General features: G+C 53.4%; 14 protein-coding genes. 6 read left to right on the forward strand and 8 right to left on the reverse strand.

The features are described 5' to 3' along the window. Nucleotides 1-99: 99 nt before the first annotated feature. Nucleotides 100-3,006, reverse strand: a complete 2,907-nt coding sequence (gcvP, locus tag Q4526_RS02965) for an aminomethyl-transferring glycine dehydrogenase (RefSeq protein ID WP_215975410.1) — start codon at nt 3,004-3,006, stop codon at nt 100-102. 415 nt (nt 3,007-3,421) lie between these two features. Here gcvP and Q4526_RS02970 point away from each other — a divergent pair, with 415 nt between their 5' ends. Next, a complete protein-coding gene (locus Q4526_RS02970) occupies nt 3,422-6,010 on the forward strand; it encodes a protein kinase (protein ID WP_215975411.1) in 2,589 nt (862 codons plus the stop codon). 97 nt (nt 6,011-6,107) lie between these two features. Then, nucleotides 6,108-6,875 (forward strand): hypothetical protein, encoded by a 768-nt coding sequence (locus Q4526_RS02975; protein ID WP_215975412.1) that lies wholly within the window; start codon nt 6,108-6,110, stop codon nt 6,873-6,875. Between the two features lie 57 nt (nt 6,876-6,932). On the opposite strand, the gene Q4526_RS02980 is transcribed toward Q4526_RS02975, so the two are convergent. Beyond that, the gene (locus tag Q4526_RS02980) at nt 6,933-7,541 is read right to left on the reverse strand and encodes a TetR/AcrR family transcriptional regulator (RefSeq protein ID WP_215975413.1); all 609 of its coding nucleotides are present in this window, start codon (nt 7,539-7,541) and stop codon (nt 6,933-6,935) included. 109 nt (nt 7,542-7,650) lie between these two features. Here Q4526_RS02980 and Q4526_RS02985 point away from each other — a divergent pair, with 109 nt between their 5' ends. Next, nucleotides 7,651-8,199: a carboxymuconolactone decarboxylase family protein gene (locus Q4526_RS02985; protein WP_215975414.1), complete on the forward strand. Its 549-nt coding sequence runs from the start codon at nt 7,651-7,653 to the stop codon at nt 8,197-8,199. Between the two features lie 58 nt (nt 8,200-8,257). Here Q4526_RS02985 and bfr read toward each other — a convergent pair whose 3' ends face one another. Both bfr and Q4526_RS02995 read right to left on the reverse strand, forming a co-directional pair. After that, the gene (gene bfr, locus Q4526_RS02990) at nt 8,258-8,737 is read right to left on the reverse strand and encodes a bacterioferritin (protein ID WP_215975415.1); all 480 of its coding nucleotides are present in this window, start codon (nt 8,735-8,737) and stop codon (nt 8,258-8,260) included. Nucleotides 8,738-8,892: 155 nt separating this feature from the next. Then, nucleotides 8,893-9,102: a bacterioferritin-associated ferredoxin gene (locus tag Q4526_RS02995; protein ID WP_215975416.1), complete on the reverse strand. Its 210-nt coding sequence runs from the start codon at nt 9,100-9,102 to the stop codon at nt 8,893-8,895. Between the two features lie 342 nt (nt 9,103-9,444). On the opposite strand from Q4526_RS02995, the gene Q4526_RS03000 reads away from it, so the two are divergent. Together Q4526_RS03000 and ung are read left to right on the forward strand one after the other, a co-directional pair. Further along, complete coding sequence (locus tag Q4526_RS03000) at nt 9,445-10,047, forward strand: peroxiredoxin (RefSeq protein ID WP_215975417.1); 603 nt, start codon at nt 9,445-9,447, stop codon at nt 10,045-10,047. 126 nt (nt 10,048-10,173) lie between these two features. Then, nucleotides 10,174-10,851 carry a uracil-DNA glycosylase gene (ung, locus tag Q4526_RS03005; protein WP_215975418.1) on the forward strand — a complete coding sequence of 226 codons (678 nt, stop codon included), beginning with the start codon at nt 10,174-10,176 and terminating at the stop codon, nt 10,849-10,851. Nucleotides 10,852-10,919: 68 nt separating this feature from the next. On the opposite strand, the gene Q4526_RS03010 is transcribed toward ung, so the two are convergent. The 4 genes from Q4526_RS03010 to Q4526_RS03025 form a co-directional block, all read right to left on the reverse strand. Further along, on the reverse strand, nt 10,920-11,756 hold the full coding sequence (locus Q4526_RS03010) for an HDOD domain-containing protein (RefSeq protein ID WP_215975419.1): 837 nt from the start codon (nt 11,754-11,756) through the stop codon (nt 10,920-10,922). Between the two features lie 33 nt (nt 11,757-11,789). After that, the gene (locus Q4526_RS03015; protein WP_215975420.1) at nt 11,790-12,797 is read right to left on the reverse strand and encodes a folate-binding protein YgfZ; all 1,008 of its coding nucleotides are present in this window, start codon (nt 12,795-12,797) and stop codon (nt 11,790-11,792) included. A gap of 75 nt (nt 12,798-12,872) precedes the next feature. Further along, a complete protein-coding gene (gene argF / locus Q4526_RS03020; protein ID WP_215975421.1) occupies nt 12,873-13,808 on the reverse strand; it encodes an ornithine carbamoyltransferase in 936 nt (311 codons plus the stop codon). A gap of 9 nt (nt 13,809-13,817) precedes the next feature. Beyond that, nucleotides 13,818-14,993, reverse strand: a complete 1,176-nt coding sequence (locus Q4526_RS03025) for an aspartate aminotransferase family protein (RefSeq protein ID WP_215975422.1) — start codon at nt 14,991-14,993, stop codon at nt 13,818-13,820. A 262-nt stretch (nt 14,994-15,255) separates the two neighbouring features. Here Q4526_RS03025 and Q4526_RS03030 point away from each other — a divergent pair, with 262 nt between their 5' ends. After that, nucleotides 15,256-16,809, forward strand: a complete 1,554-nt coding sequence (locus Q4526_RS03030; protein ID WP_215975423.1) for a hydantoinase B/oxoprolinase family protein — start codon at nt 15,256-15,258, stop codon at nt 16,807-16,809. Nucleotides 16,810-16,811: the final 2 nt, after the last annotated feature.

A 16,811-nucleotide genomic window follows, 5' to 3' on the forward strand; every position in this document is an offset into this window, starting at 1 on the left:
TGAGGGCAAACAAATTAAAGATTAAATTGCAGTAAGTCGTATCGCGCTCGAAATGACCGAGCGCGACACTCTAAAGTACCGAAACTTAGCTTCGTCCCTTTAGTTCCGGTACTCCTCAACAGTCGGACAAGAACAAACCAAATTCCGATCCCCGTACACATTATCAATCCGGTTAACCGCTGGCCACACTTTGTGTGCCTTGAGCCAGGGCGCGGGGCGCGCTGCTTGCTCGCGGGTGTAGGGGCGATCCCAGTTTGCTTGCATGACATCGTCTTGGGTGTGGGGCGCGTTGTGTAGGGCGCTGGTGTTGTAGTCGACTTCGCCGCTTTCGATTTGAGCGATTTCTTTGCGGATGATGATCATGGCCTCACAAAAACGGTCGAGCTCTTCCTGGCTTTCCGATTCGGTGGGCTCAATCATCAGTGTGCCCGGCACCGGGAATGACATGGTGGGGGCGTGAAAGCCGAAGTCCATTAAGCGTTTGGCGATGTCTTCTTCGGTAACGCCGCTGGCTTCTTTTAAGGGGCGCAAATCGAGCAGGCACTCGTGGGCAACGAAGCCTTCGTTGCCTTTGTACAAAATGGGGTAGTGATCGCCGAGTTTTTTAGCGATATAATTGGCGTTAAGTATGGCGATTTTGGTGGCGTGGGCCATGCCTTCGCGGCCCATCATTTTAATGTACATCCAGCTAATAGGGAGGATGCTGGCCGAACCCCAAGGCGCGGCGGAAATGGTGCCGTTGGCAAGGTCGGTGCCGGTCACCGGCTGCACAGGGTGCGCGGGTAAAAACGGTTTTAAGTGTTCTGCCACGCCGATGGGGCCCATGCCGGGGCCGCCGCCACCGTGGGGAATACAAAAAGTTTTGTGCAGGTTTAAGTGCGACACGTCGCCGCCAAATTTACCTGGCGCAGCTACGCCTACTAGCGCGTTCATATTGGCGCCATCGATATAGACCTGACCGCCGACGTTGTGCACGGCGGCGCATACCTCGGTAATGCCTTCTTCAAAGACGCCGTGAGTGGAGGGGTAGGTCACCATAATGCACGCGATGCGGCTGGTGTACTCGGTGATTTTGGCGTTGAGGTCGTCGAGGTCGACGTTACCTTTACTGTCACAATTGACCACCACTACTTTCATGCCGACCATCTGTGCCGAGGCGGGGTTGGTGCCGTGCGCCGAGGCGGGAATTAAACAAATATCGCGTTCAAATTCGCCTTTGCTTGCAAAGTATTTTTTTATCGCGACCAAGCCTGCGTATTCACCTTGGCTGCCAGCATTGGGCTGCAAGCTAACGGCGTCGTAGCCGGTGCAGGCTTCCAGCATTTGTTGCAGTTGAGCAAACATTTGCGCGTAACCTTGCGCTTGCTCCATCGGGGTAAATGGGTGCAGTTTGCCAAACTCGGGCCAGGTGACGGGAATCATCTCGGCGGTGGCGTTGAGTTTCATGGTGCAAGAGCCGAGCGGAATCATTGAGTGATTCAGGGCGATGTCTTTGCTCTCTAGCTGTTTTAAGTAGCGCAGCATTTCGGTTTCGCTGTGGTAGCGATTAAACACCGGGTGGGTGAGTATGGCATCGCTACGGAGCAGGGCTTCGGGCAGGCCGGTGGCCGCATCGCCTGCACACAATTGCTCATCAATGGCATTGAGGCTCAGGCCGTGATCACCGGCGCTAAACACGTTCAGTAGTTGGCTAATTTGAGGGAGTGTGGTGGTTTCGTCCACACTGATGCCGATGCAGTCTTCCCCGACTAGGCGCAGGTTAATTTGGTTGGCTAGGGCCGTTTGATAGAGCGCTTGTTGTGACTCGCCTACTTTAATGCAAAGGGTGTCGAAGTAGTCGCTGTGAACACTGTCAAAACCGCGCTGGCGTAAGCCTTCCGCCAAAATATCTGTCAGCCGCGCCACTCGCTCGGCAATGCGCTTTAAGCCTTCGGGGCCGTGGTAAATGGCGTAGAACACGCTCATTACTGCCAAGAGTACCTGAGAGGTACAAATATTAGAGTTGGCCTTCTCGCGGCGAATATGTTGTTCTCGGGTCTGCATGGCCATGCGCAGAGCGGTTTTGCCGCGCGAGTCTATCGACACCCCAATAATCCGGCCCGGTGCGCTGCGTTTAAAGGCATCGCGAAAAGCAAAGAAAGCGGCGTGTGGGCCGCCAAAACCCATGGGCACACCAAAGCGCTGATTGGTGCCGATAGCGACATCGGCTCCCATTGCGCCGGGCGATTTTAAGAGTGTTAGGGCTAACAGATCCGAGGCGACGGTCACCAGAGTTTTCTGCTCGTGGGCGGTGCTGATAAGGTCGGTTAAATCGCGCACTTCGCCGGTGGTGCCTGGGTATTGCAGTAGGGCGCCAAAACATTCGGTGTTTGCCAGTTGTTCCGCTGCCGCGACCACGACCTCAAAACCAAAGTGTTCGGCGCGGGTTTTAATGACGGCGATGGTTTGCGGGTGAGTATCTTCGGCGACAAAAAACACATCGGAGCGATTCTTTTTGTTTTGTCGTTTGCACATGGCCATGGCTTCAGCCGCGGCTGTGCCTTCATCCAGCATGGATGCGTTGGCTAAATCCATACCGGTGAGGTCAATAATCATCTGTTGGAAGTTGAGCAAGCCTTCTAGCCGGCCCTGGGCAATCTCTGGCTGATAGGGCGTGTAGGCGGTGTACCAGCCGGGGTTTTCCAGCACATTGCGCAAAATAACGTTGGGCACATGAGTATCGTAATAACCCATGCCGATAAAGCTTTTGAACAGTTTGTTTTTACTGGCGATGGTTTTTAATTCCTCCAGCGCCTCTACCTCTGATTTGGCCGACTCCAGTGCTAAGGGGTCGGTATTGAGGATTTTGGCCGGTACGGTTTTCTCAATCAGGGTGGCGGTGCTGTCGAGTCCCAAGCTGTTTAGCATGGTGGTGGCTTGGCTGTTATCCGGGCCAATATGGCGCTGAATAAATGCATCGTGTTGAGCCAGCTCAGTCAAAGGTGCACGGCGAAGGTCCTGAGTCATAGAGAATCTCTTGTGTTGGGGCCAAATCTAATGGATTAAACGGTTGAGTCCCCTCCAATAAAGCATAGGCTTGGCGGGTTTACTCACTCAGCGGACTAACCTTGAGGGATCGTTTAATTCGGGCGGTCAGAAAGGGCGCAATAGTAGCAATTGGCGGCCTTTTGAGCAATTGAGAAAACGCTATTACCGGCGCCATTAGGGCAGAAGAATCAACCGAACCGGCTCTTAGAGGAGGCAAGCGGTTGCTATTACTGGCCACCAGCTATATTGTTCAGGGATAATATGCAAAGTGGCTATAAGTGCCTGACCACTGAGATGGCCGCAACGCCGGCGCCCTGAAGCCCTAGTCCGCAGTGGGTCATGCTTTGGGTGCCGACAAACAATTGTATTGAGTCCTTTTTTATTGGCGCAGTGAATGGAAATACCCGGTTATAAAATAGTGGACACTCTTGGTGAGGGCGGCATGGCGACCGTTTACCTTGCCATTCAGGAAAGCTTTGAGCGCGAAGTCGCGCTAAAGGTGATGTCGCCACAACTATCCAAAGACCCCAGTTTTGGAGAGCGCTTTATTCGCGAGGCTCGTATTGTGTCGCGACTGATGCATCCCAATATTGTTACGGTTTACGATGTGGGCGTGCACAATGGCAACCATTATTTGTCTATGGAGTACGTGCCGGGCGAAGACCTTAAAGCGAGCCGTTACCATCTTGAGCTAGAGCGCTCCTTGGCCATTATTAAAGATGTGGCCAAAGCGCTGGATTACGCTGGTCGCAAAGGCTACATACACCGCGATGTAAAGCCAGAGAACATCATGATTCACGCCGAGGATGGGCGGGCGGTGCTGATGGATTTTGGCATTGCCCGCGCCTCGGATGTGGCCTCGGGGATGACCCAAACCGGCACGACCATGGGCACCCCGCATTACATGAGTCCCGAGCAGGCCAAAGGCGCCCAAGTGGATCCGCGCAGCGACCTATACGCGCTTGGCGTGGTTCTGTTTCAGTTGGTGTGCGGTTTTGTTCCTTTCGATGCCGACTCGGCTGTGGCTGTCGGCATAATGCATGTGTCGGACCCGGTTCCCACTCTGCCCGAACATTTGGCGGTTTTTCAGCCCATTATCAGTAAGTGCCTGGCGAAAAAGCCCGATCAACGCTATCAAAATGGCGCAGAGTTGATTGCCGATTTAAACGCGATTGCGCCCGAAGACATCGAACATATAAAAGCGCAAATGGCACTGACTCCCAAGGTGGATGACTCCGACGAGTCGGCCGCGACGGTTGTGTCTGCTGCTATTGCTAATACCCAGGTGAATACCGAAGAGGTGGCCAGTGCTACCCGTGACGACGAAGAGCTGCCTACCGGAGAGCTGTTTAGTGTGGGCAGCGATGATGGTATCGGCTATCGCGCGCACGAAGACAATCGTGAAAGCCCTGCCACAGGCAAATTTTGGCTCGGGGGCGCTGTACTGGCTGCCGTGCTGGGTGGCGGCTGGTTCGCGTGGCAGAGTGTCGGTGGCCCGTCTGGTTCGCCGAGTGATACCTCATTAGCTCAATCTTCGGTCGCGGCTATCTCCACCTCGGGTGAGAAGGTTGAGGCGCCGGCTGATGTCGAGGCCATGATCAGTGATGGACTTGAATCGACCCCTTACGAGCAATCTGCACAAGTTGCCAGTGCGCAGGCGGCGCATAACGATCAAACCCCTGTTCAGAGTGAAGACGATGGCGATGTTCAACCATTGGCAACTGATGATGCCTTGCAAACAGCAGCCCAGCTGCGTGAGACGCTGGAGGCTAACCCCAAGGCTGCGATTGAATTGGCAGCACTTTACCGGCAGTTGAGCCTCAGTGATGACACCGCTCAAGTCGAGGCGGGTAAGCAGGGGTTGGCAGAGTTATCCCGAACTCTGCAGCAGCGGTTTGAGCAGGCTGTTGAGAGTCAAGATATCGCCGCCGCAGAATCGCTGGCGGCTATCAGTGCCGAGGCTTTCGAGCAAGCCGAACAAGACGGTCGCAACCGTGAAGCCATTAGCCAGCTGCGTCAAACGACACGAGTATCAAGCCTTTTGGCCCAGGCTGAAAAGTATCTACTCGCCGATGCCTTAAGCTCGCCGGCCGGCGCCAATGCGCTGGAGACTTACCGGACAGTGTTATCGCAAGAGCCCGGCAACATGCAGGCTCAGCAAGGACTGCAGCAAGTCGCTGAGCGCTACCATGTGTTAGCTGAGGCCAAACAACGCGAGGGTGATTTAGATGGAGCGGCTCGCCTGATTGCCCGGGGTCTAAAAATTAACCCTAAGCACGATAACCTCTTGGCGCTACAAGCGGCTGTAGCCGAGCAACAAACGGCGCTGGATAATCGACAAGAAAGTATTGCCGCCTTAAATGCTGAGGCCCAACAGCTGTTAGCGCGCAATCAATTGATTACACCGCGCGGCAATAACGCTTATGAAACGTATCAGCGTTTGTTGCAGCAAGCTCCAGAGGCGGTCGATACCGTCAACGAAGGTATGCTGCGAGTGGAGCAAGCGCTGATTAGTCGTATTGATCGCTTATTGGCAAATGAGTCTCTCGATGAAGCATTGCTACAGCTCGACATTGCGCGCGACCGCTTCCCTCAAAGTGAGGGCTTGCTAACTCAGCGTTTACAGTTGGATCAGTTAGTTGAAGCTCAACTGCCTAGTATTTCTAATGTGTTAGTGGCGGCACAGCCAATGGCTGATTTAAGTCAGCCCCAGGGGGACCCTCTGGTGTTGGACCGAATTATTCATATCGGCTTTGAGTTTGCTAATTTCAATGGCGAGGCCAACGTAGTGCAGGTCGTATTGACCGATGGTTCGCGCAGTGTGCAAATAGCGCAAAAACCGGTTATCGTTAGCGGCACGCAAGGGGTTCAGTTTTTTGCCATAGAGCGCCCGGTGACAGGCTTTGGCAAAGGGGCCTATCATGTTGACCTTAAATTAGGGGATGCTCCGCTTGCCAGTGTTTCCTTCAAGGTGGCGGAATAGCGGTATACTTACATAAGTGTAGGCACACTGACATCAACTTCAAAACGACAGAGGGTGAGCTGCTGGTTGGGCTCGAATACAACTAAAGAGGCTTGAGATGACAAAGAAAATGATCGCGGGCATGCTTGTTGCGACTGCACTTGTGACAGGTTGCCAGACCCAACCGAACGTACAAAAAATGCAAGATGAGAATGAACAGCTGCAGTCCGAGTTGGATCAGGCGCGTTCTAAAATCGTCTCGCTGCAAAACCAAGAGTTAACCCTGCAGACCCAAATCAATGACCTTAAGCGAGTGATGTCGGTGCTCGATACCGAGAAAACCGTGCGGGTGCAGGAGTCCTCTGAGCTGCGCGGGCAGGTGCGCCGCTTTGTACAAAAAGAGATCGACGAGCTAAAAGACTTTATGGTGCAGAGCGATTTACTCGACTATATTGGCGGTGAATTAGTTCAGCGCAGTCAGGTAGATTCGCAGTCCTTGTTATTGGTGGATATAGAAAACCCCATGCCAGCCAATGGCACTATCACCGGGGTCAGTGCGCATTTTGTTAAGCCTGGCACTTTCACCGTGCAGGTAATGCGTCCGGTGCAAGATCAAATGCTAGTTATTTGGCAAAGTGAAGTCTTACGGGCCACCGATGCCGGGGTTGCCCGGGTTAACTTCCCCGTAAGCGTTGGTGTAGAGCAGGGTGATTATATTGGCTACTATTTTCAAGAAGCGGGTATCGTCAGCTTTGATGAAGGCACAGGTAATACCCGTTATATCGATGACACGGTATCCTTGGGGGAGTCTTTGAAAATGCGTGCGTTAAAAGGTGAGCGCGACAAGCGGGCCTATTCTGTCGGTGTCTACGGGCTGATGAATTAATGATTTACTCGATAAGTTAAGCAATCTTAAAAAGGCTGGGGTTTTTCCCGGCCTTTTTTAATGGGGCGAATGATTTGCCGTTTGATAGGGGGCAAAAATCATTTCAATATCATCAAGCAGCGAGCCAATTTGTTGCGGATCTTGATTGCTATGGGCAAAGGCTCGTGCCCCCATTATTTGCGTTTGCAGCAGGCGCGCTAAACGTTCGCAGTCCACAGTTTCTACCAGCTCCCCTTGTGCTTTTGCCAAGTGTAAAACCTCGGCAAAATACGCCTCAAGTTGCTGCAGAATCAGTACCGCTTTTTGATGTAAAACATCGCTATTGTCTGTGGACTCAAGCAGGGTTTTTACCACCATGCAGGCGGCAGGCCCCTCATGAGGCGTGTCGATGAGCAGCCAGCGTAAATACGCCATCAACCCCACAATTACCTGACCTTCGCGTTCGATAAAGTCTTTTATCTCGGTCTGGGTGGCGCCGGCGTAAGTGTCGATGGCTGCATTAAATAAACCTTGTTTATTGCCAAAAGCCGCATAGAGGCTACCGGGGCGCATATCCAGGGCCCTTTCAATGTCTTTTAGGCTGGTGGCGTAAAAGCCGCGCTGCCAAAACAAATTGACCGCTTTTTGCAGGGCGTCTTCACGATTATATAGGGCTGATCTAGGCATAGTGGATTCACATTGCTTGAATAACCATTCAATTATAAGTTGAATGATTGCTCAAGTATAGGTATGCTGACCCTTAACTTGAATGATCACTCAAAATTAAGGAGACACCATGAGTCAATTTACCTTGCATACTCAAGAGTCAGCCCCAGAGGCATCAAAGTCATTACTGGAGGCATCGCAACAAAGTTTTGGCATGATTCCCAATTTGCACGCCGTTATGGCCGAGGCGCCGGGGCTTCTGGAGGGGTATCAAACCTTGCACCGGTTAGTGTTGGAGTCCAGCTTCAACAATGATGAAAAAACAGTGGTTTGGCAGACGGTCAATGTGGAGCACAAGTGCCACTATTGTGTGCCGGCGCACAGTGGTATTGCCCGCTCCATGAAAGTCGATGAGTCGATCGATACCGCACTGCGCAATCAGCAAGCCCTGCCCGAGAAGCTCGAGGCTCTGCGTAGCTTTACCCTTGAGGTGGTGCGTTCGCGTGGGAATGTTAGCGACGAGCAAGTGGCGGAGTTTCTTAAGGCCGGATTTACCCAGCGTAACGTGTTGGAAGTGGTGCTAGTGGTATCGCAGAAGGTGATGAGTAACTACGTCAATCATTTAGCGAATACGCCCATTGATGAGCCGTTTAAGCAGTTTGAATGGTCTGATCAGTAAGGCTAAATGAGTCACTCACGGTGCCGTAAGCTTGGCACCGTGGTGAGGGCGAGGGGGTTTACTCTTCGCCGGAACTCATTTGCGATTGTAGGTAATTTTGCAAGCCCACATTCTCGATCAGGCTGAGCTGGGTTTCCAGCCAGTCGACGTGCTCTTCTTCGGATTCGAGAATATGATTTAACAGGTCGCGGCTAACGTAGTCGCGCACTTGTTCGCAGTAGGCGATACCATCGCGTAAATCGGGAATGGCTTTGAGCTCAACTTTAAGGTCAGACTCCAGCATTTCTTTGGTGTTTTCACCAATTAAAAGCTTGCCCAAGTCTTGTAGGTTAGGCAGGCCTTCCAAAAATAAAATACGCTCCACCAGCATATCGGCGTGTTTCATTTCATCAATGGACTCGTGGTACTCGTGATCGGCGAGCTCTTTCAGCCCCCAATCTTTATACATACGAGCGTGGAGAAAATATTGGTTAATGGCAACCAGCTCATTGCCCAGTACTTTATTTAAAAATTCAATAACTTTAGGATCGCCCTTCATGAGGAACTCCTTACCGCAGACGGCGTAGGGGGATTGTCAACGGCGTAAGTGTGGGCCGTAATTACCCGGCTGTCAAGCGTAAGTGTTTGATGTAAAAGGGCTTTTAAATGATTATGAGATTGGCTTGCATTGCTTTTCGCAGCTGACTTGTTTTATCAAGCAACGGCGTAGAATTGCGGCATACCGCCAATTTCGGGGATTTCTTGCAGGGTTTCATCGAGTATTTCGCGGGTAAGGCTGGCGCACTTGCCACATTGGCTGGCAACACCCAACGATTTGCGCAGTTTTCCTAGGCTGTGAGCACCATCGTGCACGGCCGATTGAATTTGGCGGTCGGTAATACCTTTGCAGAGACAAACGTACATGAAGCCTGAAACCCTAGAAAGTAGACGTTAAAGAGATAATATTGTTAATGAGAATCTGTGTCAATAGTCTCTGAGAATAATTGCTGTTCGCGCGACTTGTCGTTAGGTGAGTGGCGCGCTTTGCCCCATAGGCTTAGCATCGCTAAAAGCAATGGCCTCCATATAAAAAATTAATAGGACAGGTTTTCTTGAGGGTGTAAGATAGTGTGCATCTATCAAGGGCTAAGTGCCTGATTGTAAAAGCTTTGTCACACTTTCTGGGGGATTGCCTTGCAATTTACACTGCCGGCCCCACATCCCTTAGAAGATTCTTAGTCAGTCCGTCAATTTAGGAGATTAAACATGGGCGTATTAGTAGGAAAGCAAGTACCAGATTTTACCGCCGCTGCGGTATTGGGCAGCGGCGAAATCGTCGACGAATTCAAGCTGTCAGAAGTGATTAAAGGTAAAAAAGCGGTTATTTTCTTTTACCCGCTGGATTTCACCTTTGTGTGCCCATCGGAGCTGATTGCTTTTGACAACCGTTTTGAAGCTTTCCAAAAGCGCGGTGTTGAAGTGATTGCCGTTTCTATCGATTCTCAGTTCACTCACAGTGCATGGCGTAACACTGCCGTCAATGACGGTGGTATCGGCCAGGTTAAATACGCCATGGTTGCCGACGTTAAGCACGAAATCTGTCAGGCGTTTGATGTAGAAGCCGATGCCGGTGTCGCTTTCCGTGGCTCTTTCTTGATCGACGAAGAAGGTGTTGTTCGCCACCAAGTGGTTAACGACCTGCCTCTGGGCCGCAACGTTGACGAAATGCTGCGCATGGTTGACGCACTGGCGTTCCACCAGGAGCACGGTGAAGTTTGTCCTGCCGGTTGGCAGGAAGGTGATAAGGGTATGGATGCTTCTGCCGACGGCGTTGCCTCTTACCTGTCTGAGAACTCTGGCAAGCTATAAGCCATAGTTATTGCGGTATTACCGAAAAAGCCCGGCTTGCGCCGGGCTTTTTTTTGCACTCGTTTTCGGCCGTTGAGTGGCTGTGATAAATTGTTAATCCCATGACAGGAAAGGAAGATAAACTCTTTGGTGAACACAATTAATCTTGAAACAGGCTGGTTGAATGAGTTGCAAGGGGAGTTTGAACAACCCTATATGCAGGCATTAAAAGCTTTTTTACAGGCACAAAAGCAGGCGAACAAGGTGGTTTTTCCACCCTCGGAACTGATGTTTAATGCATTTAATAGCACCCCTTTTAACAAAGTGAAGGTTGTGATTTTGGGGCAAGACCCTTACCACGGACCGGATCAAGCACACGGCTTGGCTTTTTCGGTACCAGTAGGTATTAAGCCGCCGCCGTCTTTGGTCAATATATTTAAAGAGATTGAGCGCGATCTCGACATACCAAGGCCTTCTCACGGCTGCTTGCAGCAGTGGGCCGAGCAGGGGGTGCTGCTGTTAAATGCAACGCTCAGTGTCGAGCAGGCCAAGGCGGGTTCTCATCAAAACCGGGGCTGGGAGGCGTTTACCGACGCCGCCATTGAAGCGTTGAATCGCGACCGTGAAGGGGTGGTGTTTTTACTGTGGGGCAGCTATGCGCAAAAGAAGGGCCGGCTGATCGACACACAAAAGCACTTGGTGCTTAAATCCCCGCACCCTTCACCACTGTCTGCTCACCGAGGCTTTATCGGCAATGGGCATTTTAGTCAGGTGAATAGCTATCTACAGCAAAGAGGTTTAGAACCGATAGAGTGGGGGTTGTGAAAGCCGTCAGGTGTCAGATGTCTGAAGTCGGACGCATCTGACATCCGACTTCAAGCGTCAGACTTTGTTTACTGCAACAACGTCATCGCCGCTTCCATCTCATCGGACAAATCTTCGCCTTCGGCCATTTGCATGTCCGGATCCATGCCCAGTCGGTTAAACGCGCTGACCTGATGGTAGTCTACTTTGCCCAGCGGTGAGTCTGACCCCAGGTAACTTTGCAGCATGGCAACGGTGACAATATCGGCGTAGTCGGCTTGCTCGGTTTGGCGGTCAAATTTCATGTGTTGAGACGGAACATGGGACAGTTCATCGGGGAAGTCCCAAGCTTTGAGAATCAAGTCGCCAATGGGCCCTTGCAGCTGATTAATGACAGTGTCGAGCGTCAGGCTGTCTTTCAGCAGTGAGGGGTGATCTTCGGCGTAGGTCAAAATAGGCAGTACGCCAATTTTGTGAATTAGGCCGGCCAAGGTCGCTTGGTCGGGGCGCAGCTTGGTGTAGTGTCGGCACAGTACATGACTGATGCCGGCTATTTCACTGGCGCGGGTCCAGGTGTCGCGCATGCGCTTGTCCACCAAATCGGAGGTGGCTTGAAACATCTGCTGCATGGCAAGGCCGGTGGCGATGTTGCAGGTATAGGCAATGCCCAGGCGCATGACCGCTGTTTTTAAATCTTCAATGGCTTTGTTGGCCCGCAGTAGGGGGCTGTTGGCCACGCGGACGATGCGGGCAGACAGGGCGGCGTCGTTACCGATCACGTTGGTCAGCTGGTCCATGTCGGCATCGGGGTCTTCGGCGACCTCCCGAACTTTAAGAGCGGCTTCCGGCAGGGTGGGCAGTACCAGTTTGTCAGATTTGATCGCTGCGATAATGTCCTGGCGGACGGTATTTACTACTTGACTCATTCGCAGTCCTGTCTCAGTTTTAAGGGGTTAATCTCAATTGTGGCTGTTTTTTATAGCATAGGGCAAGTCTAAACGTTTTGCTTGCTCTGGAGGGTCACCAATATACAGCTCGTCACCGTCTTCATCGGGTAAAACTGCCAGCCCACGGTAGAGTCTATCTTGCCTCGCTGCCCATTGCACCAGCTGGCCGCGCTTTTTGCCGTCGCTGTCGGTTAAGTCAGAGCCCGCCTCTGGTAGAGCCGCGGCACAAAACTCAATTGGGTAGAGGTGTTTTTTTAATTTGCCTTTATAGTGCAGGCGCGCAACCACCTCTTGGCCGGTGTAGCAGCCTTTTTTAAAGCTAACGGCGCCTATCTCCGGGTAGTTTAAGTCTTGCGGGGTAAAGAGCTCGCTGGTGGCGGTTGTTACATCCGCTCGTCCGGCGTTGATCAGGCCCAGTTGCCACTGTCCTGTTGCCGCGGGGGTGAAGGCTTCACGCAATGTTAACCACTGCGCTTGGCTGGCCTCTTGTTTAAGCCAGAGTTCGATTTGATCGGTGTCGTGTTTTAACGCGATCAGCTCCTGCGTGACAACCAGCCGCTCGGATTCGGCAAATGCCAGCCCCAGAGTATCGGCCAGTGCCTGTTCGGCGCCCGCGCCGCAGACTCCAAGCGCCTGCCAGTCCTCGGCGGGGCTGAGGGTGACCTTGGAAAAAACAGCGTATTTGGTCAGTCCCGTTATAAACGTGTCGGCCAAATCGTGTGAGGTGCGCAGCAGTAAAGCTTCGGGTTCGGTTTGTGCCACGGCAAAACTGGCTATCACGCGGCCTTTTAAATTGCACTGCGCCCCTGGTAGCCATTGAGTCGGGCTTAATTCGCGCAGATCACAGGTCACTTGACCCTGTAAAAATTTGGCTGCCTCGGCCCCTTTGATGTGCACCAGGGCTGTGTTGCCTAGATCGCATAGGTAGGGCGCTTGGGCATCAATGGCGGGAAAGCTGGCGCCGCCGTCGGCTGCAAAGCGGGCGCCTTGTTGTTGCAGAAAATCTTGCCAGTGGCTCATAGTGCGTTTAGTTCACCTGTTCGAAAGTGTACGCCATCAAAACATACCGCCAAGCATTTTGGGAAGGCGGCGGCCTTACTGAGTGAGCAAAAACTCAACCAGCGCTTTTTGGGCGTGTAATCGGTTTTCCGCTTCTTGCCATACGACCGAGTCGGGCGCATCGAGCAAATCAGCGCTCACTTCTTTGCCGCGATAAGCCGGTAAGCAGTGCATAAATAAAGCGTCGGCGGCGGCGTGGCTCATAAGCTCGGCATTGACTTGATAGTCCGCAAAAGCGCGTTCGCGCGCGCCTTTTTCTTCCTCTTGCCCCATGGAGGCCCAGGTGTCAGTCACTACCAGGTCGGCGCCGGTGGCCGCTTCGGTCGGGGTATCGCACAGCTTAATGCGGTTTTGTTGCGAGGCCACTAAGTCGGCATCGGGGGCGAACCCGTTCGGCGCGGCAATGCGCAATTCAAAGTCGCACAGACCGGCGGCATTAATGTATGAGTTACACATATTGTTGCCGTCGCCGATCCAGGCCACGCTTTTGCCCTGCATAGAGCCGCGCTGTTCGACAAAAGTCTGAATGTCGGCCAGTAGCTGGCAGGGGTGAAATTGGTCGGTTAGGGCGTTGATGACGGGCACTCTGGAATAGGCGGCAAAGCGCTCGATGATGTCGTGGCCAAAGGTGCGAATCATCACGATATCAACCATGCGCGAGAGTACGCGGGCCGAATCTTCGATCGGTTCGCCGCGGCCGAGTTGAGTGTCGCGCGGGGATAAAAACATGGCGTGCCCGCCCAGTTGGGCCATGCCCGTTTCAAATGAAACGCGCGTGCGGGTTGAGGATTTTTCAAAAATCATCCCCATCACTTTGCGCTCCAGCAAGGGCTTGTCGCGACCTTCGTAAACCTCGGATTTCAGTTCAATGGCGCGGGCAATAATATCCTGCAGCTCGGTTTTACTGACATCGTTCAAGGTCAGAAAGTGACGAACGTTTTGGTTGGCTTGCGGGGCGTTAGTAGTCACCATGATGACGCCTTATTCTGTCGGTTGAAAGTTTGCAATGAGCTCCACCACACCGTTGACTAAGGTGTCGGTTTCTTCATCGGTCATAATAAACGTCGGCAGTAAACGAACGGTGTTGCCGGCGGTCACGTTAATCAGTAAGCCCAGCTCGCGCGCTTTAGCGACCAGTTCTGAGCAGGGGTGTTCCAGCTCGATGCCGATCATCAGGCCCTGGCCGCGAATATCCACGACCATGTCGTTGTGCGCCAGTTTTTGCTCAAACGCCTGCAGCATTTGATGGCCGCGTTCGGCCACGGTAGCCATTAGGTTGCTCTCGGTTAGGGTGTCCACAACGGCACTGGCCGCGTGACAGGCGAGCGGATTGCCGCCAAAGGTCGAGCCGTGGTTGCCGGGCCCAAAAATATCCGCCGCCGGGCCGTGAGCGAGGCAGGCGCCGATAGGCACACCGTTGCCGAGGCCTTTGGCCGTAGTGACCACGTCCGGTAAAAAGTCATAGTGCTGATAGGCAAAGTAGGCGCCGGTGCGGCCATTGCCGGTTTGTATTTCATCCAGCATTAACAGCCATTCGTGACGGTCACACAGGGCGCGCAATTGCGGCAAGTACTGCTCGTCGGGTACGCGCACACCGCCTTCGCCCTGCACCGGCTCTACCAACACCGCCACAATGTTTTTGTGTTCGGCGGCCAAGACTTCAATAGCGGCAATATCGTTAAACGGCGCACGGACAAAACCCGGTAGTAAAGGCTCAAAACCTTTTTGCGCATTGGCGTTGCCGGTGGCGGTCAGTGTTGCCATGGTGCGGCCGTGAAACGCGCTGTTCATGACTACGATGGTAGGGGTGTCTGTGCCTTTGTCGTTGCCGTACTTGCGCGCCATTTTAATGGCCGCTTCATTGGCCTCGGCGCCGGAGTTGGAAAAGAACACCTTGTCCATTTTTGACACGGCACAAAGCTTATCGGCCAGCGCTTTTTGCGGCGGGATATTGTATAAGTTTGATACGTGCAAGAGCGTGTCGGCCTGCTCGGTGAGCGCGCGGGTAACCGCCGCGTGCGAGTGGCCCAACCCACAGACAGCGATACCACTGATGGCGTCGATGTAGCTGTTGCCGGCATCGTCCCATACGCGACTGCCAGCACCCTTGGTTAGGGTTAGGGTCCTTTCGCCATAGGTGTTCATCAATGTCGACATTTAACGTTGCTCCACGGTCAAAATTCAAAATAAAAAACGCTTCGCCGGAACCAAGGTGAGTTGGTTCAGATCGAGGACGTATTCAAGGAAATACTTTCGACAATGCAGTGGTTAACACTGCGGCCACATACAGCTCTTAGAGCTGGTGTTTAACCATTGGCGAGGGCGAGCTGGCGCCGCACAATCGCCGCGAAACAGTCGATACTATAGGGATTGGGCGCGCTTGGCAAATACCGTAGAATGCCCCTCCCGAGGAGGAGTTATGAACGCCATTGAATTGAGTGTATTTGCCAGCCGCTTATCGGCCATCTGTGAGGAAATGGGGGCCTTATTAAAATGCGCCGCCTTTTCCCCCAATATTAAAGATCGGCTGGACTTCTCCTGCGCCCTGTTTGACCCCGATGGGCAGCTGGCGGCGCAGGCGGCGCATATTCCTGTGCACCTAGGCAGCATGGCCTACGCCATGGCCGATATCGTGGAAAGCCACCCCTGGCAGCCGGGCGATATGCTGGTGGTGAACGACCCCTATCTGGGGGGCACCCACCTGCCCGATGTCACGGTTATTGCACCGGTTTATGGTTTTGAGCAGCTGGTGGGGTTTGCCGCCAATCGGGCGCACCATGCCAACATCGGCGCCAGTGAGCCGGGCTCAATGCCGGTATCGACCTGCCTGCAAGAAGAGGGCGAGATTATTCCCCCCACTTTATTGGTTAGGCGGGACGAGGTGGTCAGTGACGTGATGAATCGTCTGTGCGGTACCGACAGCCAAGCCACTCACAGTATTCAGGCGCGCGGTGATTTTGCCGCTCAGATCAGTGCCTGTCGTCTCGGTGCTGACCGCCTAACGGAACAAGTTGAAGCCTTAGGGGTGGCCTCGTATATGACCTCTTTGCGAGCCTTAAATGACTACGCCGAGCGTTTGGCTCGCCACGCTTTGAGTGTTATCCCCCAAGGCCGTTATCGGTTTCGGGATTATATGGATGACGACGGCCTGGGGCAGAGCGATATTGAAATTGCCGTTACGATTGATGTCTCTGAACGAGGGGTGGCGGTGGATTTTACCGGCACCTCGGGGCAAGTGAGCGGCAATATTAACTGTCCACTGTCTGTGGCCGCGGCCGCGGCGTTTTATGCGTTGCGTTGTTTAATGCCGCCGCAAACACCGGCCTGCGCGGGGACTTTTCGGCCCATCCAAATTACGGCACCTATAGGTTGCCTGGTCAATGCGCAAAGGCCCGCTGCCGTGGCGGCGGGCAACGTAGAAACCTCTACCCGGATGGTGGACGTTGTGCTTGGGGCTTTGGCGCAAACCCTGCCCGAACTTATTCCGGCGGCCAGCACCGGCTCGATGAATAATGTCGCCATGGGCGCGCATGCCACAGCGCAGCAGCCGCGCTGGGACTACTACGAAACCAATGGCGGCGGTATGGGTGCGGGTAAAAACGGCGGCGGGCTCAGCGGTGTGCAAACCCATATGACCAACACCCTAAATACACCCATTGAAAGCCTCGAGCAGCACTATCCGCTGCGGGTGACGCGTTACCAATTGCGCCGAGGTTCCGGGGGCAAAGGTAAAGTGTGCGGCGGAGACGGCCTGATTCGCGAGTACCAATTTTTGGCACCGACGCGGTTAACCTTGCTGACTGAGCGCCGCTCTTACACTCCCTGGGGGCTCATGGGCGGCGAGCCCGGCGCAGCCGGAGAAAACTTACTTAATGGCGAACTATTACCGGCCAAAATTGCGATCGATGTGGCAACCGGTGATGTACTGACTCTTGCCACCGCAGGCGGTGGTGGTTGGGGCAAGGCCAGCTAGGG

Source organism: Gilvimarinus sp. 2_MG-2023 (genome assembly GCF_030547685.1).
GTDB lineage: Bacteria > Pseudomonadota > Gammaproteobacteria > Pseudomonadales > Cellvibrionaceae > Gilvimarinus.